Origin of the sequence: Pseudomonas sp. TH15 (genome assembly GCF_016651105.1) — a bacterium.
GTDB lineage: Bacteria > Pseudomonadota > Gammaproteobacteria > Pseudomonadales > Pseudomonadaceae > Aquipseudomonas.
Map to the genome: position 1 here is coordinate 1,482,828 of NZ_JAEKEL010000001.1, position 19,429 is coordinate 1,502,256.

21 protein-coding genes are annotated in these 19,429 nt (G+C 59.9%); 3 read left to right on the plus strand and 18 right to left on the minus strand.

The annotated features are described in order from the left end of the window. Window positions 1-182: 182 nt before the first annotated feature. The 9 genes from JFT87_RS06750 to ubiE form a co-directional block, all read right to left on the minus strand. Window positions 183-890, minus strand: coding sequence for a 16S rRNA (uracil(1498)-N(3))-methyltransferase (locus tag JFT87_RS06750; RefSeq protein WP_201199902.1), 708 nt, complete (start codon window positions 888-890; stop codon window positions 183-185). Continuing rightward, window positions 887-1,681: a twin-arginine translocase subunit TatC gene (tatC, locus tag JFT87_RS06755; RefSeq protein ID WP_207200292.1), complete on the minus strand. Its 795-nt coding sequence runs from the start codon at window positions 1,679-1,681 to the stop codon at window positions 887-889. Before tatC ends, JFT87_RS06750 begins: the two co-directional genes overlap by 4 nt. Beyond that, window positions 1,678-2,160, minus strand: coding sequence for a Sec-independent protein translocase protein TatB (gene tatB, locus JFT87_RS06760; RefSeq protein WP_201199904.1), 483 nt, complete (start codon window positions 2,158-2,160; stop codon window positions 1,678-1,680). The genes tatC and tatB overlap by 4 nt, the downstream gene beginning before the upstream one ends. A 10-nt stretch (window positions 2,161-2,170) precedes the next feature. Beyond that, the gene (locus tag JFT87_RS06765; RefSeq protein WP_123402561.1) at window positions 2,171-2,449 is read right to left on the minus strand and encodes a twin-arginine translocase TatA/TatE family subunit; all 279 of its coding nucleotides are present in this window, start codon (window positions 2,447-2,449) and stop codon (window positions 2,171-2,173) included. Window positions 2,450-2,474: 25 nt separating this feature from the next. Continuing rightward, window positions 2,475-2,807 carry a phosphoribosyl-ATP diphosphatase gene (locus tag JFT87_RS06770; RefSeq protein ID WP_008047820.1) on the minus strand — a complete coding sequence of 111 codons (333 nt, stop codon included), beginning with the start codon at window positions 2,805-2,807 and terminating at the stop codon, window positions 2,475-2,477. Next, the gene (gene hisI / locus JFT87_RS06775; protein WP_054054645.1) at window positions 2,800-3,201 is read right to left on the minus strand and encodes a phosphoribosyl-AMP cyclohydrolase; all 402 of its coding nucleotides are present in this window, start codon (window positions 3,199-3,201) and stop codon (window positions 2,800-2,802) included. Before hisI ends, JFT87_RS06770 begins: the two co-directional genes overlap by 8 nt. A gap of 79 nt (window positions 3,202-3,280) precedes the next feature. Continuing rightward, entirely contained in the window at window positions 3,281-4,885 is a 1,605-nt protein-coding gene (ubiB, locus tag JFT87_RS06780) for a ubiquinone biosynthesis regulatory protein kinase UbiB (protein ID WP_201199910.1), read from the minus strand. Next, window positions 4,882-5,505: a ubiquinone biosynthesis accessory factor UbiJ gene (locus tag JFT87_RS06785; protein ID WP_201199912.1), complete on the minus strand. Its 624-nt coding sequence runs from the start codon at window positions 5,503-5,505 to the stop codon at window positions 4,882-4,884. The genes ubiB and JFT87_RS06785 overlap by 4 nt, the downstream gene beginning before the upstream one ends. Beyond that, complete coding sequence (gene ubiE, locus JFT87_RS06790) at window positions 5,505-6,275, minus strand: bifunctional demethylmenaquinone methyltransferase/2-methoxy-6-polyprenyl-1,4-benzoquinol methylase UbiE (RefSeq protein ID WP_007948968.1); 771 nt, start codon at window positions 6,273-6,275, stop codon at window positions 5,505-5,507. Before ubiE ends, JFT87_RS06785 begins: the two co-directional genes overlap by 1 nt. 155 nt (window positions 6,276-6,430) lie before the next feature. Between ubiE and JFT87_RS06795 the strand changes: the two genes are divergently transcribed. The 3 genes from JFT87_RS06795 to JFT87_RS06805 all read left to right on the plus strand — a co-directional run bounded on the left by JFT87_RS06795 (window position 6,431) and on the right by JFT87_RS06805 (window position 8,269). After that, window positions 6,431-6,706: a polyhydroxyalkanoic acid system family protein gene (locus tag JFT87_RS06795; protein WP_201199914.1), complete on the plus strand. Its 276-nt coding sequence runs from the start codon at window positions 6,431-6,433 to the stop codon at window positions 6,704-6,706. A gap of 248 nt (window positions 6,707-6,954) precedes the next feature. Beyond that, window positions 6,955-7,377, plus strand: coding sequence for a phasin family protein (locus JFT87_RS06800; protein ID WP_201199917.1), 423 nt, complete (start codon window positions 6,955-6,957; stop codon window positions 7,375-7,377). A 10-nt stretch (window positions 7,378-7,387) separates the two neighbouring features. Beyond that, entirely contained in the window at window positions 7,388-8,269 is an 882-nt protein-coding gene (locus JFT87_RS06805; RefSeq protein ID WP_201199919.1) for a phasin family protein, read from the plus strand. A 176-nt stretch (window positions 8,270-8,445) separates the two neighbouring features. On the opposite strand, the gene JFT87_RS06810 is transcribed toward JFT87_RS06805, so the two are convergent. The 9 genes from JFT87_RS06810 to argS form a co-directional block, all read right to left on the minus strand. Then, complete coding sequence (locus tag JFT87_RS06810; RefSeq protein WP_123511112.1) at window positions 8,446-9,066, minus strand: TetR/AcrR family transcriptional regulator; 621 nt, start codon at window positions 9,064-9,066, stop codon at window positions 8,446-8,448. Between the two features lie 59 nt (window positions 9,067-9,125). Then, window positions 9,126-10,808 (minus strand): class II poly(R)-hydroxyalkanoic acid synthase, encoded by a 1,683-nt coding sequence (phaC, locus tag JFT87_RS06815; protein WP_201199922.1) that lies wholly within the window; start codon window positions 10,806-10,808, stop codon window positions 9,126-9,128. A gap of 130 nt (window positions 10,809-10,938) precedes the next feature. Beyond that, entirely contained in the window at window positions 10,939-11,793 is an 855-nt protein-coding gene (phaZ, locus tag JFT87_RS06820; protein ID WP_201199924.1) for a poly(3-hydroxyalkanoate) depolymerase, read from the minus strand. A 151-nt stretch (window positions 11,794-11,944) separates the two neighbouring features. Continuing rightward, complete coding sequence (phaC, locus tag JFT87_RS06825) at window positions 11,945-13,624, minus strand: class II poly(R)-hydroxyalkanoic acid synthase (RefSeq protein WP_201199926.1); 1,680 nt, start codon at window positions 13,622-13,624, stop codon at window positions 11,945-11,947. A 525-nt stretch (window positions 13,625-14,149) separates the two neighbouring features. After that, window positions 14,150-14,530, minus strand: a complete 381-nt coding sequence (locus JFT87_RS06830; protein ID WP_201199928.1) for a gamma-butyrobetaine hydroxylase-like domain-containing protein — start codon at window positions 14,528-14,530, stop codon at window positions 14,150-14,152. A gap of 206 nt (window positions 14,531-14,736) precedes the next feature. Beyond that, a complete protein-coding gene (gene hslU / locus JFT87_RS06835) occupies window positions 14,737-16,077 on the minus strand; it encodes an ATP-dependent protease ATPase subunit HslU (protein ID WP_201199930.1) in 1,341 nt (446 codons plus the stop codon). 54 nt (window positions 16,078-16,131) lie between these two features. After that, complete coding sequence (gene hslV, locus JFT87_RS06840; protein ID WP_007899242.1) at window positions 16,132-16,662, minus strand: ATP-dependent protease subunit HslV; 531 nt, start codon at window positions 16,660-16,662, stop codon at window positions 16,132-16,134. A gap of 288 nt (window positions 16,663-16,950) precedes the next feature. Continuing rightward, entirely contained in the window at window positions 16,951-17,658 is a 708-nt protein-coding gene (locus JFT87_RS06845) for an SPOR domain-containing protein (protein WP_201199932.1), read from the minus strand. 1 nt (window position 17,659) lies between these two features. Next, window positions 17,660-19,396, minus strand: a complete 1,737-nt coding sequence (gene argS / locus JFT87_RS06850) for an arginine--tRNA ligase (protein WP_201199933.1) — start codon at window positions 19,394-19,396, stop codon at window positions 17,660-17,662. Window positions 19,397-19,429: the final 33 nt, after the last annotated feature.

Genomic DNA, 19,429 nt, shown 5'->3' on the forward strand with positions numbered 1-19,429 from the left:
GAGAATCTGTAGACGGGATGCAGTATTCATACGGGCAATTGACTTGTGGCGAGGGGGCTTGCCCCCGTTTGGGCGCGAAGCGGCCACCGCTCTTTTCCTGCTGAACCGTATCCGTCTGGTTTACGACTGCTTCGCAGCCGAAGGGGGGCAAGCCCCCTCGGCACAATGGACCGTGTTTGTGATCAGAAGAGCCGGGCCAGCAGCGCAGTAACGGCCGTTTCAACCCGCAGAATACGGTCGCCCAGTTGCACTGGTCGCAAGCCGGATTTGCCCAACAACTCGATTTCGTAAGGGATCCAGCCGCCTTCGGGGCCGATGGCCAGGGTTACCGGTTCGTCCAGGCCACGAGGGCAGGGCGGGTAGTTGCCGGGGTGGCCGACCAGGCCGAGGGTGCCTTCAGTGATGGCGGGCAGACGGTCTTCGACGAATGGCTTGAAGCGCTTCTCGATGACGATCTCCGGCAACACACTGTCCCGGGCTTGTTCGAGGCCGAGAATCAACTGCTCGCGAATCGCTTCAGGCTCCAGAAACGGGGTTTGCCAGAAGCTCTTCTCGACGCGGTAGCTGTTCACCAGCACGATGCGCGGCACACCCATGGCGGCCACGGTCTGAAACACCCTGCGAAGCATTTTCGGGCGTGGCAGGGCCAACACCAGGGTCAACGGCAGCTTGGTCGGTGGCTGTTGATCGAGAACGACGCGCAATTCGGCTTCATCAGCATCCAGGCGCAGCACTTCGGCCGAACCCATTAAACCGCCGATCCGCCCGACACGCATGCTGTCACCCACCTCACAGCGATGGACTTCCTGCATGTGCGTTAACCGGCGATCACGCAGGATCGCCCGGTCGGCCGCAATAAAGTCGGCCTCTTCGAGGAGCAGCAGGTTCACGGCTGGGTCGCTGGCGGCTGGTCGTTGTGATCGTCAGCCGGTTGATCGTCCGGGTGTTCACCGCGTTTGCTGACCAGGCTGCCGAACAGGATGCCGATTTCAAACAGCAACCACATCGGTACGGCCAACAGCGTCTGCGAGAAAATGTCCGGTGGGGTCAGGATCATGCCGACCACGAAGCAGCCGATGACCACGTACGGGCGGATTTTCTTCAGGTATTTGACGTCGACGACGCCGATCCACACCAGCAGTACCACGGCCACCGGGATCTCGAACGCTACGCCGAAGGCGAAGAACAGCGTCATGACGAAATCGAGGTAGCTGGTGATGTCGGTCATCATTTCCACGCCGGCCGGGGTGGCAGAGGCGAAGAACTTGAAGATCAGCGGGAAGACCAGGTAGTAGGCGAACGCCATGCCGGTATAGAACAGCAGGATGCTGGAGACCAGCAACGGCACGGCGATGCGTTTCTCGTGCTTATAAAGGCCCGGTGCGATAAAGCCCCAGATCTGATGCAGGATCACCGGGATCGCCAGAAACAGCGACACCATCATCGTCAGTTTCAACGGCGTCAGGAACGGCGAAGACACGTCGGTAGCGATCATCGTTGCGCCGACGGGCAGGTACGCCCGCAGGGGAGTCGAGACGAAGGTGTAGATCTGCTGGGTAAACGCGAACAACCCGGCGAAGATGATGAAAATCGCCGCTACACAACGCAGCAGGCGGGTACGCAACTCGGTGAGGTGCGAAACCAGCGGCATGTGCTGGTCGTTTTCAGGAAGTTCGCTCATGGGGCTCGCGGCGGCAATGTTGGGTCGTGAGGAGCCGGCGTTGTCGGCGCGGCGGCAGGAGCAACATGTTCAATTGGTGTCGGTGCGACAACGACAGGCGCAGGCTCGACGGCAGCCACGGTAGGCGCGTGTTCTGCAGACGGGACAACAACGGCAGGTTCTGCAACTACCGGAGCATGAATCGTCTGCTCCGCCACCGGCTCAACCGGTTGCACCGGCGTCGCCTCCTGCTGGGTCGGCGTGAAAATCTTCCGCGCCTCCTGTTCCAGGGACAGAATGTGCTCGTTGTGCAGTTGCCGACGAATCTCGTCGGCACCGATTTCACGTTCAACTTCCTGTTTGATCGCGTTGAAGCTGCGCTTCAGCCGCCCGATCCACAGGCCGGCGGTGCGTGCAGCACCCGGCAAACGCTCGGGGCCCAGCACCAGCAGGGCAACGAGGCCGACGAGCAGCAGTTCAGAGAAGCTGATACCAAACATTAGTCAGTGCTCACACGTCTTTGCGGATCGGCTCTTCGACTTTCTGCGCCTGCACGTCGATGGTGTGCGGCTGGTTCAGTGGCGAGGTCGTCGTTGGTTGAGCAGGTGGCACCGGTTGGGCCGGGGTCACCGTCGGGTCAACTGGCTTCTCTTCATCGTTCATGGCTTTGCGAAAGCCCTTGATCGACTCGCCGACGTCAGTGCCGAGGTTTTTCAGTTTCTTGGTGCCGAACACCAGCACCACGACAACCAGGATGACGATCCAGTGTTTCCAGTCAAAAATGCCCATGTTGCTGCTCCTCTCTAATAATTGTTCAGGCGGACGGGCGCGAGGCTTTCTCGGCGTGTCCGGACAGACCGAAGCGACGGTCCAGTTCATCGAGTACAGCCTGGGGATGCTGCCCCAATTGGGCGAGCATGACCATACTGTGGAACCACAAATCGGCGGTTTCGTAGATCACATCGCTGCAGTCACCGCTGATGGCGGCGTCCTTGGCGGCAATGATGGTTTCGACCGACTCTTCGCCGACTTTTTCCAGAATCTTGTTCAAGCCCTTGTGGTACAGGCTGGCGACATACGAGCTGTCGGCGGCGGCGCCTTTGCGCTCTTCCAGCACCTCGGCCAGACGGGTCAAAGTGTCACTCATGGGTGTGTCCTGCAGAATAGATGGCGTGCGGGTCTTTGAGTACCGGGTCGACGGTTTTCCAGTCGCCGTTCTCGAAGACGCGGTAGAAGCAGCTCTGGCGGCCGGTATGACAGGCGATGTCGCCGATTTGCTCGACCATCAGGATGATCACATCGGCGTCACAGTCCAGGCGCATCTCATGCAGGGTTTGCACGTGGCCGGACTCTTCACCTTTGCGCCACAACTTGCCACGGGAACGTGACCAGTAAATGGCACGGTTCTCGGCAGCGCTCAGTTCCAGCGCTTCGCGGTTCATCCAGGCCATCATCAGGACGCGCCCGGTCTTGTGATCCTGGGCAATCGCTGGCACCAGGCCATCGGCGTCCCACTTGATCTCGTCCAGCCAGTTTTTCATCTTCGACTCCGACAGCGGGCCCGACACTTCATTAGTCGGGCAGGCGTTGAAACAGTGTGCCAGCGTGCGAAGGCTCTGGCTATCGGCGAACGACCAGATACAAGCCGACGGCCACCATGATGCCGGCCGGCCAATGCCCCAGTTCGTTCAGTGGCCCACCCGCAGCGAGTATCGTCCCGCCGGCCAGATGTGCACAACCGAGCAGTCGCAGCAGCCAGTCGTCCTTGCGCCGGTGCCACGGTGGCGGCGGGTCGTAGGCGTGGGGCTGGGACATGCGTTCGAGCAGGTCGCGGGCCATGTTGGCCAGGTGCGGCAACTGTTCGAACTGGCTCTGTACGTTGCCGATCAAGGCTTTGGGGCTGACGCGTTCACGCATCCAGCGTTCGAGGAACGGCTGGGCTGTGTTCCACAGATCGAGGTCCGGGTACAACTGACGGCCCAGGCCTTCGATGTTCAACAGGGTTTTTTGCAGCAAAACGAGTTGCGGCTGCACTTCCATGTTGAAGCGCCGAGCGGTCTGGAACAGGCGCATCAGCACCTGACCGAAGGAAATATCTTTTAACGGTTTTTCGAAAATCGGTTCGCAAACCGTACGGATCGCCGCTTCGAACTCGTTGAGTTTGGTTTCCGCCGGCACCCAGCCCGAATCGATGTGCAACTGCGCCACACGCCGGTAATCACGTTTGAAGAACGCGAACAGGTTGCGCGCCAGGTAATCCTGGTCTTCCGGGGTCAGGCTGCCGACGATGCCGCAGTCGATCGCAATGTACTGCGGGCTCCACGGGTTGACGGTGCTGACGAAGATGTTGCCCGGGTGCATGTCGGCGTGGAAGAAACTGTCGCGGAACACTTGGGTGAAGAAGATCTCCACGCCACGTTCGGCGAGCATCTTCATGTCGGTGCGCTGGTCGGCCAGGGTCGTCAGGTCGGTGACCTGGATCCCGTAGATGCGCTCCATCACCAGCACTTTCGGCCGGCACCAGTCCCAATAGACTTGCGGTACGTACAGCAGCGGCGAGCCTTCGAAGTTGCGCTTCAACTGGCTGGCGTTGGCCGCCTCGCGCAGCAGGTCGAGTTCGTCGTAGATGGTTTTTTCGTAGTCCTGGACCACGTCCACCGGGTGCAACAGGCGCGCGTCGGCCGAGAGTCTTTCGGCGGCGCGGGCGAGGATGAACAGCCACGCCAGGTCTTGCTTGATGATCGGTTTGAGGCCCGGGCGGATGACTTTGACGACCACTTCTTCACCGGTTTTCAGCTGCGCGGCATGCACCTGCGCCACCGAGGCCGAGGCCAGCGGTTCGACGTCGAAACGGCTGAAAACTTCGCTGATTTTTTTGCCGAGCTGCTCTTCGATCAGCTTGATCGACACTTGCGAGTCGAACGGCGGCACCCGGTCCTGCAACTTCATCAGCTCATCGGCGATGTCTTCCGGCAACAGGTCGCGGCGGGTGGACAGGATCTGCCCGAACTTGATGAAAATCGGCCCCAGGTCCTGCAGCGCCAGGCGCAATCGCGCGCCACGGGTCAGGTCCAGCGTCTTGCGCGGGAACCAGCGCCACGGCAAGGCATAACGCAGCGCCAGCAAAAACCAGGGCAGCGGCAGGGCGAACAGCAGGTCATCGAGGCGGTAGCGGATCACGACGCGCTGGATGCGCAACAAACGGCGGACGGCAAGCAGCTTCATGCGTTATCGCTTGGGTCGAGGGATCGGGAAAGGCGCTCGAAACGCGCCTCGAGACGTTCCAGATCGAGTTTGATCTGGTCCAGTTCACTGAAACGGGCTTCGGCTTCGCGCTGCCCGACGAGGGCGCGCGATTCTTCGGCCAGGTATTCGCCCAGGTTCTGGTTCAGGCTGGCGAACCCTTGCTGATAAAAGCGTGCGCGGCTGCGCAGGTGACCGCCGAGCAGTTGCGTGGCGACCGGGCCGAGCCAGCGCGAGAGTTCATACTCCCAGTCCAGCTCAAGGTCTTGCAGGACGGCTGCCAGTTCCAGCAGTACGCCGCTGTCGCCATCAAGCTCGACTTGCGGGCTGTGCAAGATCGACGTCTTGTCCTTGCTCATCGCCAGTTTCAACAGGCTTGAGGCCGGTGCACGCAAGGTGCAGTCGGCGCCGGTTTCCCACTGGGAGGCGAGCATCAGGCCTTCATCGCTGGGCAGTATGAACAGTTGCAGCGCCGGGCTGCGGCAATCGACGGCAATCACTTTGCCGGTCAAATGCGCCAGCCGCGGCAACGCGGTGCTGTCGAGGCGCAGCACCCGGTTCAGGCCGAGTTCAACGCTGGCGAGCAGGCCGGCCAGCAGCATCAGGGCTTGATGCCGCGGTGCAGGGCGACGATGCCTGCGGTCATGTTGTGGTAGGTCACGCGGTCGAAACCGGCCTCGACCATCATCGACTTCAGTGTTTCCTGATTCGGGTGCATGCGAATCGATTCGGCCAGGTAGCGATAGCTTTCCGAGTCGTTGGTGATCAGCTTGCCCATCAGCGGCATGAAGGCGAACGAGTAGGCGTCGTAGGCTTTGGACATCAGCGCATTGGTCGGCTTGGAGAACTCCAGCACCAGCAGGCGACCGCCAGGTTTGAGCACGCGCAGCATCGAGCGCAGGGCGTCTTCTTTATGAGTGACGTTGCGCAGGCCGAAGGCGATGGTCACGCAGTCGAAATGGTTGTCGGGGAACGGCAGCTTTTCAGCGTCGGCCTGGACGAATTCGACGTTGCCAGCCACACCGAGGTCCAGCAGGCGGTCACGACCGACCTTGAGCATGGATTCGTTGATGTCGGCCAACACCACCTGGCCGGTCGGGCCAACGAGGTGCGAGAACTTCTTGGTCAGGTCGCCAGTGCCTCCGGCGATGTCCAGCACACGATTACCGGTGCGAACGCCCGACAGTTCGATCGCAAAACGCTTCCACAGACGGTGCATGCCGCCCGACAGGAGGTCGTTCATCAGGTCGTACTTGGCGGCTACCGAGTGGAAAACCTCAGCGACTTTTTCCGCTTTTTGGCTTTCCGGAACGTTTTTGAAACCGAAGTGAGTGGTGGGTTCGGCATCGCTGCCTTTGCGCTGATCAGTCATATCGCTGTCACCAGAAGAGAATGCGGGACATTCTAATCCCGGTGGCCTGCTTTGTCTTGGCAAGGCTGAAGGTAAGATAGGCAACCACCGGGACGTTTTGCCGCACAGACGGTCAAGATGCTTCAGGAAAGTATCCATAAAGCAGGAGTCATTCGATGGCCCGAATTAGTGTTGAACGTGCCCACGGCCTGGGCAAGGAAGCTGCGCGCGAGAAGGCCGACCTGTTGGCGCAGAAACTGTCCGATCAATATGGCCTGGAGCCGCAGTGGTCTGGCGATACGCTGAACCTCAAGCGTTCGGGTGTGAAAGGCGCGGTGTATGTCGGTGAAAATTCAATCAAGATCGATGTCGAGCTGGGCCTGTTGATGTCGGCCATGAGCGGCACCATCAAATCGGAAATTGAAAAGGCCCTCGATAAAGCGTTGGCTTAACCGGCAATCGATTTGCGAATGCATTCCCTGTGGGAGCGAGCTTGCTCGCGATGGCGGTGTGTCAGACAACATGTATGTCGACTGGCACGACCTCATCGCGGGCAAGCTCGCTCCCACATTTGTTTGTGGTGTCTCCAAGGTTTTATGTCAGTTGTTAGGGTGCCGTTTCTAATTTTTCTCCCTACTTTGTGCATGAGCCCGACACTTTCGCGGGCAGTTCCTCAAACCTTCTGCGCGTGAGGTGCACCATGGCCAAAGTTATTTTGAAGAAAAAAATCGACGCATCGACTAACGCTCTGCAAGACGTCAGATCGTATGCCCGCAAGATCTGGCTGGCAGGCCTGGGTGCCTACACCAAGGTTGGCCACGAGGGTAGCGAGTACTTTCAAGAGTTGATCAAGGCTGGTCAAACTGTTGAAAAGAAAGGCAAAAAGGTCGTTGCTGAAAAACTCGAAGCGGCCAATGCCGAGATCGATGAAGCCAAGAGTGAAGTGAGCACTTTCAAAGGCAAGGTCGAGGTTCAACTCGACAAGGTCGAGAAGGCTTTTGACTCGCGTGTCGCAAGTGCCTTGAATCGTATCGGCATTCCGTCTAAACATGACGTTGAGACACTCTCTGCTAAGCTCGATGAGCTGACGGCATTGCTCGAACGTGTCGCGCGTAAATCTTAAGGAGAACGGGATGGCTGGTAAAAAGAATACTGAAAAAGAAGGCAGCTCGTGGATCGGGAAAGTCGAAGACTACTCCCGCAAAATCTGGCTGGCTGGTTTAGGCGTGTATTCGAAGATCGACACTGACGGCAGCAAACTCTTCGATACATTGGTTAAAGACGGCGAGAAAGCCGAGAAGCTCACCAAAAGCGCTGTCGGCAAAAAAGTCGACGCCGCCAAGGACACTGCTTCGTCGGCCAAGTCGCGCATCAGCGGCGTGAAAGATCGCGCACTGGGCAAGTGGGATGAGCTGGAAGGGGCTTTCGACAAGCGTCTGAACAGCGCCATTTCGCGCCTTGGTGTTCCGAGCCGCAACGAAGTCAAGGCGCTGCACAGCAAGGTCGATACCCTGACCAAGCAAATCGAACGGCTCACAGGTGCCAAGGTTGCGCCTGTTGCGGCGAAAACCGCAGCGGCCAAACCAGCTGCCAAAAGCGCTGCCAAGCCACTGGTTAAAGCTGCCGCTAAACCGGCTGCCAAACCAGCGGCGAAGCCTGCTGCCAAAACTGCCGCAGCGAAACCTGCAGCAGCCAAGCCAGCGGCCAAACCGGTCGCCACCAAAGCCGCCGCTAAACCAGCAGCGAAGCCTGCCGCGGCTAAGCCCGCAGCAAAAACCGCAGCAAAAACCGCAGCAGCGAAACCTGCAGCCAAGCCAGCGGCAAAACCTGCCGCAGCGAAGAAGCCCGCAGTGAAAAAACCGGCAGCTCCAAAAGCCGCCGCCGCACCAAAACCAGCAGTGGCTGCCGCCAAACCGGCAGTCCCGGCCAGCACAACGAACTCCGTTGCCGCACCGACCCCGGCTGCTACCCCGACTGCCGCGCCAGCTCCAGCGACGCCAACCAGTCAGTCCTGATTTTCAGGGCTCAAGAAAACGCCCGGCCTGCAAAGGTCGGGCGTTTTTTTATGCAGAGTTCTATCAACACCGCAGATCCCCTGTGGGAGCGGGCTTGCTCGCGAAAGCGTCGTGTCAGCCACCTTCAATGTTGAATGACTCACCGCATTCGCGAGCAAGCCCGCTCCCACAGGGGGTTAGTCGTGTTCTTCCAGGTATTGGAGTGCTAGCTGTTCTGTCGCAGCCTTGATCGGCGGAAGCAGATGCGGCGCCACCAGCATCATGATCTGGTACACCACCAACCTCACCTCGCCCTCGCGATCCAGAATCCGCTGATAGTCCAGCGAAAACAGCAACGTCATGGTGATCTGCTCCACCAGTTGCCCCAACGCCTGGGTGTCGCTGACCAACTGCCCCTGAGCCTTCAACCGCGCCAGCAATGACGCCAGTGTGCGCTTCAACGCATTGAGCAAATTGCGGATGCCCTTGGCCAGTTTCGGCAGGCGCCCAGCCAGGTTCGACAGGTCCTGGAACAGAAACCGGTAATGCGCCAGGCGCTCAACGATCAGGTGCAGGAACAGCCAATAATCTTCGGGGCCCAGTTCCACATCGGACGGTGGATCGAGCAGCGGTGCCAGCTCATTCTGGAAGCGTTCGAACAACCCGAGAATCAGCGGTTCCTTGCCGTGGAAGTGGTAGTAGAGGTTGCCGGGGCTGATCCCCATTTCGTTGGCAACTTCCATGGTGGAAACGTTCGGTTCGCCCTTTTGGTTGAACAACTGCAAAGCACATTCGAGGATCCGGTCGCGGGTTTTCATCCAGTCTTCTTAATGGTCGAGTCATGCCACGGCCTGCGTCGGCCGTGGTTCGTTGAGCGTCAGCGCACGCGGACGTAAGTGCCGGGTGCGGCTTCCATCGGTGGATAGTTCTGGTTGCCGAGGGCCATGTGGGTTTCTTTTTGCGCGCCGGAGCGTTCCTGAATCCAGCTCAACCATTGGGTCCACCAACTGCCGTTGACTTGCTTGGCGTCGTAATACCAGGCACGCGGGTCGCTGCTCAGTTTCGGGCTTTCGACAAAGTTGGCTTTCGGGTTGGAAGGCGGGTTGAGGATGCTCTGTACATGGCCGCTGTTGGACAGCACGAAGCGTCGCTCGCCACCCAGCAGCAGGGTCGAGCGATACACCGCATCCCACGGGGTGATGTGATCGTTCATGCCGGCCACGCTGAAACTGTCGACCGTGACTTTCTGCAAGTCGATTGGCGTGCCACACACCTCAAGACCGCCCGGATGGCTCAGTGGGTTGTGCTTGAAGAAGTCCAGCAGGTCGCCATGGAACGCCGCGGGCAAGCGCGTGTTGTCGTTGTTCCAGTAGAGAATGTCGAACGCCGGCGGCTCCTTGCCCAGCAGGTAGTTGTTGACGAAGTAGCTCCAGATCAAGTCGTTGGGGCGCATCCAGGCGAAGACCTTGGCCATGTCGCGACCGTCCAGCACGCCCTTCTGATAGGAGCGACGCTTGGCCGCTTCCAGGGTCTGTTCGTCGGCGAACAGGGTGGCGGGGCTGTCCATCTGGCTGTCGAGCAAGCTCACCAGATAGGTTGCGCTGGAGACTCGGCGCAGTTGTCGCTTGGCCTGAAGATGACCTTGTAACGCGGCAATCGTCAGCCCGCCGGCGCAGGCGCCCATCAGGTTGACCTCGCGGGCGCCAGTGATCGCCCGGCAGACGTTCATTGCTTCTTCCACTGCCTCAACGTAGGTCGACAGCCCCCACTCGCGGTGACGCACATCCGGGTTGCGCCAACTGATCATGAAGGTTTGCAGGCCGTTCTTCAGGGCGAACTGGACGAAGCTGTTGTGCGGGCTCAGGTCGAAAATGTAGTACTTGTTGATCTGCGGCGGCACCACCAGCAGCGGTTTTGAATACTGTTTTTCGCTCATCGGTTTGTACTGGATCAGCTCCAGCAACTCGTTGCGAAACACCACGGAACCGGTGGTGGTGGCAACGGTTTTACCGACCTCGAAGGCTTGCTTGGTGACTTGCCGGGGCAAGCCATCGTTGTGCAGGAAGTCGTCGATCAGGTGACTGACTCCGCGCACCAGGCTGTTGCCGCCGGAGTTGAAAATCTCCTTGATCGCCAGCGGATTGAGCAGGGTATTGGAGGGCGCTACGGCATCGTTGAGCAGGGCAAAAGCAAAGTGGGCGCGGGCGCGATCGTCCGGGCTCATGTTGCTCTCGTCGATCCAGGTTTTGACCTGTTTCTGCCAGCTCAGGTAGGCCTGCAAACTACGCCGGTAAAACGGGTTGAGGCTCCACGCCGGGTCGGCAAAGCGACTGTCCTGCGGGTTGGTCGGATGCAGGGTTTCCCCCAGCAGCACTCGGCCCAACTGACCGCCCAGTTTCAAGGCATGCCGGGCGCTGTGCACCGGGTTGCGCAAACCGTGGGCAGCCACACTGCGCAGGGTCGACAGCAGATCCCGGCCGCGCAGACCGGTAATCGCACTTTGTGCGTTGATGAAGGCGGCGGGAGAGGGCAACGAGCCCGTCGCTGGTTTTTCGCGCATGAGTCAACACTCCTTCGTCTTCAGGCCAAAAACAAACACATCGAACCAGATCACCATAGACGCTGTTACGGGTTGTTGCGCGGAACGGCGTCCTGCCATCCCTTTCCCATCAACAAAAAGTCGAGGCGGATTAGCCGCCCAATGGCGTCGGGTGCGGATGCATCACCGCACGCTGACGTTCTTCCTCGAGGAATTTCATGATGATCGGCGCCACGGCTTCGGCCCGGGTAATCAGGAACAGATGCCCATCATCGATGATGTGCAACTGGGCGTTGGGGATCCGCCAGGCGAGCATGCGCATGTTGATCAGCGGGATCAGCGGATCGTCGTCGCCGGCCAGCACCAGCGTCGGCTGGTGGATCTTGTGCAGCCAGTGAATGCTGGTCCAGCCGAGGCCGGCAAACAGTTGCCAGTAGTAACCGAGCTTGCCCGCCGAACGCACTTTCGCCGCGTGACTGGCGGCCAGCGTCGGGTCGCGGCGGAACGAGCCGCCGTAGATCATCGGCGCAATGCGAATCACGTGGGACGGCTGGATGTAGCGCCGGGGGCTGGCCATCATCCACAGGACTTTCGGCTTGCCGGGCACCATCACCGTACCGGCCGCCGTGGCGGCCAGCACTAGTTTTTTGCAGCGCTCGGGATAGTCGTAGGCGAACTGCTGCGCCAAGGCGCCGCCCCAGGACACGCCGATCACGTTGACCTGTCCGTAGTCGAGATAGTCGAGCATCCGTGCCGTGAGCTTCGCCAGCCCCGGAAAGCGATACGGCCGGTTCGGCGTCGACGAGCCGCCGACACCGGGAACGTCGAAAGCGATGACTTCCAGGTCCGGGTCCAGCGCCGCGACGAACGGAAACACCAGCTCAAGGTTGGCGCCGATGCCGTTGAAAATCAGCAAGGGCGTCAAGTGAGGCTTGCCGGGGCGTACCGCGGTGCGGAGGGTCTGGCCATCCAGGTCGACGGTACGAAAAATGAACGGTTGCGGCATGCTTCTGGCCCTGTGGGTCACTTTCTAAAATTCATCCTCGATCCCCTGTAGGAGCTGCCGCAGGCTGCGATCTTTTGATTTTGGTTTAAGAGAATCAAGATCAAAAGATCGCAGCCTGCGGCAGCTCCTACAGTGGCGCGAGGTGTGTCAGTTACCGCTCATGTACGTAAGTGCCCGGCGCAGCTTCGCCGGCGGTGTAGGTTTTGTTGCCCAGTGTGGTCGGGGATTTCTTCAATTTGCCCGAGCGCTGAGCCTGCCACGCCTGCCAGTGCAGCCACCAGGAATCGGTGTGCTTGGTGGAGTTCTCTTGCCAGTCCTCGGCTTTCACCGGCATATCGATGCTGGTCATGTAGCGCGATTTCGGGTTGCCCGGCGGGTTCAGGATGCTCTGGATGTGGCCGCTGCTGGACAGCACGAATTCAACATTGCCGCCGAACAGTTGCGCCGACTTGTAGCAAGACTTCCACGGCGTGATGTGGTCGTTGGTGCCGGCCAGGGAAAAGATGTCGGCCGTGACTTGCTTGAGGTCGATCGGCGTGCCGCACACTTCCAGTGCGTTGGGGCGGATCAGTGGATTACTTTTGAACATCTCGATCAGGTCACCGTGGAACGCGGCCGGCAACCGTGTGGTGTCGTTGTTCCAGAACAGGATGTCGAATACCGGCGGCTCGTTGCCCAACAGGTAGTTGTTGACCCAGTAATTCCAGATCAGGTCGTTGGGGCGCATCCAGGCGAAGACTTTCGCCATGTCGCGGCCTTCCAGCACACCGGCCTGGTAGGAATGGCGCTTGGCGGCTTCGAGGGTCTGTTCGTCGACGAACAGGGCCACGTCGCTGTCCAGGGTGGTATCCAGCACGCTCACCAGCAAGGTCAGGGCGTTGACCTTCTTCTCGCCGATCGCCGCGTAGTGGCCCAGCAGGGCGGTGCAGGTGATGCCGCCGGAGCAGGCGCCGAGCATGTTCACGTCTTTGCTGCCGGTGATCGCGGTGACCACATCGACCGCTTCCTTGAGCGCTTCGATATAAGTCGAAAGGCCCCACTCGCGCTGTTCCTTGGTCGGGTTGCGCCAGCTGACAATGAACGTCTGCACGTTGTTGCGCAGGCAGAAGCGCGCCAGGCTCTTGTCCGGGCTCAGGTCGAATACGTAGAACTTGTTGATCTGCGGCGGCACCACCAGCAGTGGGCGCTCGTACACCTGTTCGGTGCTCGGCCGGTACTGGATCAGCTCCAGCACGTCGTTGCGAAACACCACCGCGCCTTCGGTCACGCCAAGCGACTTGCCGACTTCGAACGCACCCATGTTGACCTGGCTCGGCATGCCGCCGTTATGGACGATGTCCTTGGCCAGGTGGGAGAGGCCGTCGAGCAGGCTCTTGCCGCCGGTTTCGAAGAAGCGTTTGACCGCCGCAGGGTTGGCCGCACTGTTGGTCGGGGCCATGGCTTCGGTCATGAGGTTGATCACGAAATGACCGCGAGCGACGTCTTTGGGCGACAGGCTGCTGTCGTCGATCCAGGCATGGAGTTCTTTGCGCCACGCCAGGTAAGTTTGCAAATAACGTTTATAGAGCGGGTTCTGGCTCCAGGCCGGATCGGCAAAGCGACGGTCTTCGCCTGGCGGTTGCAGCTCGGATTTACCGAACAACACATTCTTGAGTTCGAGACTGAAATGAGCGACATGCTTGACACTGTGAATCGGTTGTTTGATGGCCTGCCTGAGCACCATTCGAGCAGAAGCCAGTAGATCCTTTCCACGCAGCCCAACAACTGGATTAAGCCCCAGGGTGTTTTCCGAGGCTTGATACTTCAGGTCATCGTTGTTCTTGTTACTCATCTACGACGCTCCATTGTCCTGAGACGAGTACCTGAGCTCAGCCGTGTAGTCACACAACCAATACCAGGTACTGCTGCTCGGGTGACCGTTAATTCTGCATCGCTGCTTTTTTAGTACAACGAGCACTGCAGGGAACTTGCCAGCTCCATTGGTTACCCGAGTTTAATTTTTTTCGCAAGCAGGCTGGGGCCTGTCATCCATTATTTCCTGCGCCGCGCCGGGTCTGCTGTGCCGCAGGGCAAGGCGCGAGGAGCGTAGTTTGGTCATTCCAAATAAGCTCCGAGCAACGCAGCCCTGCGGCACAGCAGGCCCGGCCCTCCGGGTTGTGCCTGAAAGCGGGCCAGGCTGCGTTGCAAGCCTTGGAAAGGGAACAGCCATTCCCAGCGGCCTGCGCCTTGCCTGGCCCGCTTTCAGGCGACAACGCGCGCAGGAAATAATGGATGACAGGCCCAATCCTCAGCCTGACGGCAGAGCATTCAAACAGATGAAATTAGAAAATGCCCTCTAAAGAGCAAGAAGCCTGATCTAGAGCATTAGCTTGACGATGGACTGGCTTGGATCGCGGGTTTTGCCGGCGGCTTTGAGCTCGGCAAGATAATCGTTCCAGAGGTCCTCTTGGCGCACGCCCAACTGGTAGAGATATTCCCAAGTGAACAGGCCGCTGTCGTGGCCGTCATCGAAGGTCAATTTCAGTGCGTACTGACCGGCCGGTTCTACCTTGGAAAGACCTACGCCGATCTTGCCAAATTGCAGGATAGGTTTGCCGTGGCCCTGGACCTCGGCGGAAGGAGAGTGCACGCGAAGGAACTCGGCGGGCAGGTGATATTCCTCGCCGGACGCGTATTTCAGCGACAGGGTTTTCGAGGCTTTGTGCAGTTTGATGTCGGTGGGGAGTTGGGTCGTCATGGGGCCGGTCGTCCGTCTTGATGAAGGCCCTGTGTCGGCGGGTGATCCTGTGGCGAGGGAGCTTGCTCCCGCTCGGCTGCGCAGCAGTCGTAAATCCGGCGAATGCGGTCTTGCTGATAAATCGCGTTCGCCGATTTTGGGGCCGCTTCGCGACCCAGCGGGAGCAAGCTCCCTCGCCACAGAAGCCCGCTCACACAGTAGGTGACCTACAGGATATAACGGGACAGGTCTTCGTTCTGTGCCAATTCGCCGAGGTGGCTGTTGACGTACTCGGCGTCGATCAGGATCACCTTGTCGTCGTGGGCGCTGGCCAGATCACCGGCGCTGAACGACACCTCTTCCAGCAGACGCTCAAGCAGCGTGTGCAGGCGGCGGGCACCGATGTTCTCGGTCTTCTCGTTGACCTGCCAGGCGATCTCGGCGATGCGCTTGATCCCGTCCGGCTGGAACTCGATGGTCAGGCCTTCGGTTTTCAGCAGGGCGCAGTATTGCTCGGTCAGCGACGCGTGCGGCTCGCTGAGAATGCGCTCGAAGTCTTCCGGGGTCAGCGCTTTCAGCTCGACGCGAATCGGCAGGCGACCTTGCAACTCAGGCACCAGATCGCTCGGCTTGCTCAGGTGGAACGCACCGGAAGCGATGAACAGGATGTGGTCGGTCTTGACCATGCCCAGTTTGGTGTTGACGGTGCAGCCTTCGATCAGTGGCAGCAAGTCACGCTGCACGCCTTCGCGAGACACGTCGATGCCGCCGGAATTGCCGCGCTTGGCGACCTTGTCGATTTCGTCGATGAACACGATACCGTGCTGCTCGACCGCTTCCAGCGCCTTGGCCTTCAACTCTTCATCGTTGACCAGGCGACCGGCTTCTTCGTCACGCACCAGTTTCAGCGCTTCCTTGACCTTGAGCTTGCGGCTTTTCTTTTTGCCCTTGCCCATGTTGGCGAACAGGCTCTGCAACTGGTTGGTCATTTCTTCCATGCCCGGTGGCGCAGAGATATCGACGCCGGCCACTTCGGCGACTTCGATTTCGATCTCTTTGTCATCCAGCTGGCCTTCACGCAGACGCTTGCGGAACAGCTGGCGGGTGTTGGAATCAGCCGAAGGTGCGGCGTCGTCGTTGTGGAAACCCATGCGTGCCGGCGGCAGCAGGGCGTCGAGGATGCGCTCTTCAGCGGCGTCTTCGGCGCGGTGGCGAACCTTGGTCATTTCCTGTTCGCGCAGCAGCTTGATGGCGGCGTCGGCGAGGTCACGAATGATCGATTCAACATCGCGACCGACATAGCCGACTTCGGTGAACTTGGTCGCTTCGACCTTGATGAACGGCGCGTTGGCCAGTTTGGCCAGGCGACGGGCGATCTCGGTTTTACCGACACCGGTCGGGCCGATCATCAGGATGTTCTTTGGCGTTACTTCAACGCGCAGCTCTTCCGGCAGTTGCATCCGGCGCCAGCGGTTACGCAGCGCGATGGCGACGGCGCGCTTGGCATCGTCCTGGCCGATGATATGGCGATTGAGTTCGTGGACGATTTCACGGGGAGTCATGGACATAGTAATTGGCGGTCCTCTAGCAAAAGCGAGCCGTGGCGCTAGGCCGAAACAGGCTTACTCGGCGAGGTCCTGCTCCTCAATGGTGAAGGTGTGGTTGGTGAATACACAGATGTCGCCGGCGATGCCGAGCGCGGTTTCGACGATTTCCCGGGCCGACAAATCGGTTTTCTTCAGCAGGGCACTCGCGGCGGCCTGGGCGTAACCGCCACCGGAACCCATGGCGATCAGGCCTTCTTCGGGTTCAACGACGTCACCGTTGCCGGTGATGATCAGCGAGGCGTCTTTGTTGGCGACGGCGAGCATGGCTTCGAGGCGGCTGAGGGAACGGTCGGTGCGCCATTCTTTGGCGAGTTCGACGGCGGCGCGAACCAGGTGACCCTGATGTTTCTCGAGCTGGCCTTCAAAACGCTCGAACAGGGTGAAGGCGTCAGCGGTAGCCCCGGCAAAACCGGCGATGACCTGACCGTGGTACAGGCGGCGAACTTTCTTCGCGTTGCCTTTCATCACGGTATTGCCGAGAGAAACCTGGCCGTCGCCGCCCATGACGACTTTGCCGTGGCGGCGAACTGAAACGATGGTGGTCAAGGGAGAGTCTCCACGCAGCGGGGCGAAAATGCCTTATGCAAACTCATATGGGGGTGGTGGAGCGTTTTTCAACCGCAGAGGGCGCAGAGGGACGAACGGCGAATGATGACTGTGGCGAGGGGATTTATCCCCGTTCGGCTGCGAAGCAGTCGCTATTCCAGCATCCACTGGGTGCCTGATGCACCGTAATTGCTGGTTTTAGGGCCGCTTCGCGACCCAGCGGGGATAAATCCCCTCACCACAGGGATTTGTGGGCAACCTCAGGAAGAGGTGCCCACCATCGGTGGATCAGCGGCTCTGGCGTTGTTGTAACAACAGATTGCTGAACCCGCTGCCAGCCAGTTGTTTCTGGGCAGTGGTCAGTTGTTCACGGTTGCTGAACGGCCCGACCAAAACCCGATACCAGGTTTCGTCCTTCACCGTGCCAGATTCAACCGCCACTGCCTGACCGAGCAAGATGATCTGCGCGCGAACCTTGTCCGCATCAGCCTCTTTGCGGAACGAACCGGCCTGCAAGAAGAACTTGGTCACTGGCGCCGCTTTGGAAACCGGTGGCGCTGGTGGCGGGGTAATTCCGGACAGCGCAGCCTGTGCCCGCGCGGTGTCGATCTTCGCCGCTTGTTCTGGCGTGACCGGCGTGGTCGGCACCGTCGGCACTTGTGGTGTCGGCAGGGTTTTCTCCGGCACCGCGTCCGGCGGCACGATCACTTCCGATTCCGGCAGCAAGGTATAGAAGTCGTACTTCGGCTTCACCGGTTGCGTCGGGCTCGGCGGAGTCTTGTTGGCCTCGGCGATCTTGGTGGCTTTCTGCTGCTCGATCTTCTCGCGCTTGACGCTTTCGCTGCCCTTGCCAGGCTCCAGTTTCATCAGAAACACGATAAACGCGCCGACGGTCAGGCCGATGGCCATCCACAGCCAGCCCGGGATCGGTTTCTTTGCAGGAGCGGTGTAACGACTGGCGCCACGCTTGGGTGCAGGTTTTTTCTTGGCAGCCAACTTACATACGCTCCAGAGTTTCCAGACCCAAGAGTTCCAGGCCTTGCTTGAGTGTGCGACCGGTCAGCGCGGCGAGGCGCAGACGGCTCTGCATTTGCACCGGGGTATCGGCGCTGAGGATCGGGCAGTTCTCGTAGAAGCTGGAGAACAGGCCGGCGACATCGTACAGGTAGGTGCACAGAATGTGCGGCGTCCCTTTGTCGGAAACGTTGTTCAGCACTTCGCCGAACTGCGCCAGTTTGGCCGCCAGTTCATGTTCGTGCAGTGCTTCGAGAACGATCTGGCCTTCGACTTCGCTGAAGTCCTTGCCGAGCTTGCGGAACACGCCGGCCACGCGGGTGTAGGCGTACAGCAGGTACGGCGCGGTGTTGCCTTCGAAGTTCAGCATCAGGTCGAAGTTGAAGCTGTAGTCGCTGGTGCGGTGCTTGGACAGGTCGGCGTATTTCACTGCGCCAATGCCCACGACCTTGGCGATGTTACGCAACTCGTCTTCGGCCAGTTCCGGGTTCTTCTCTTTCACCAGGGTGTAGGCGCGGTCCTTGGCTTCGGTCAGCAGATCGACCAGCTTCACGGTGCCGCCATCACGGGTCTTGAACGGACGGCCATCGGCGCCGTTCATGGTGCCGAAGCCCATGTGTTCCATGTCCATCGGGTGCGTCACGAAACCGGCGAGGCGCGCGACCTGGAACACCTGCTGGAAGTGCAGGGCCTGACGCTGGTCGACGAAGTACAACGCACGATCAGCCTTCAGTTTGCCGCTGCGATAACGCACGGCTGCCAGGTCGGTGGTGGCGTAGAGGTAGCCGCCGTCAGCCTTGACGATGATCACCGGCAGCGGGTCGCCGTCGGCGTTCTTGAATTCGTCGAGGAACACGCACTGGGCGCCGTTGCTCTCGACCAGCAGGCCGGCAGCCTTGAGGTCGTTGACCACGTTGATCAGGTCGTCGTTGTAGGCGCTTTCGCCCATTACGTCGGCCATGGTCAGTTTGACGTTCAGTTGTTCGTAGATCGCCTGGCAGTGGGACAACGAGATATCGCGGAAGCGCGACCAGAGCGCCAGGCACTCGGCGTCGCCGGCCTGCAATTTCACCACCAGACCACGGGCGCGATCAGCAAACTCTTCGGATTCGTCGAAGCGTTGCTTGGCCGCACGGTAGAAGTTTTCCAGGTCCGACAGCTCGTCGCTGGTGATCGGGTTCTCTTGCAGGTACGCCATCAGCATGCCGAACTGGGTGCCCCAGTCGCCGACGTGGTTCTGACGGATCACGGTGTCGCCGAGGAACTCCAGCACCCGCGCCACGCCGTCGCCGATGATGGTCGAGCGCAAGTGGCCGACGTGCATCTCTTTGGCCAGGTTTGGCGCCGACAGGTCAACCACGGTGCGCTGCACCGGGCCGGCCTTGCGCACGCCGACGTTCTTGTCAGCCAGCGCCGCGTCGAGGCGCGCGGCCAAGGCCTGGGTGTTCTGGAAGAAATTCAGGAAGCCCGGGCCGGCGATTTCGGTCTTGGTGACGTTTTCGTCAGCCGGCAGCGCGGCGATGATTTTTTCTGCCAGGTCGCGCGGCTTCATGCCCGCCGGTTTGGCCAACATCATCGCGATGTTGCTGGCGAAGTCGCCGTTCTTCTTGTCGCGGGAGTTTTCCACCTGGATCGCCGGCGACAGGCCTTCAGGCAACACACCTTCGTTGACGAGTTGGGTGATGGCTTGTTGGATCAGCAGGCGAATGGTGTCTTTCATGGTGTTCTCTTTCGACCGCAAGCGCGGCGGCGC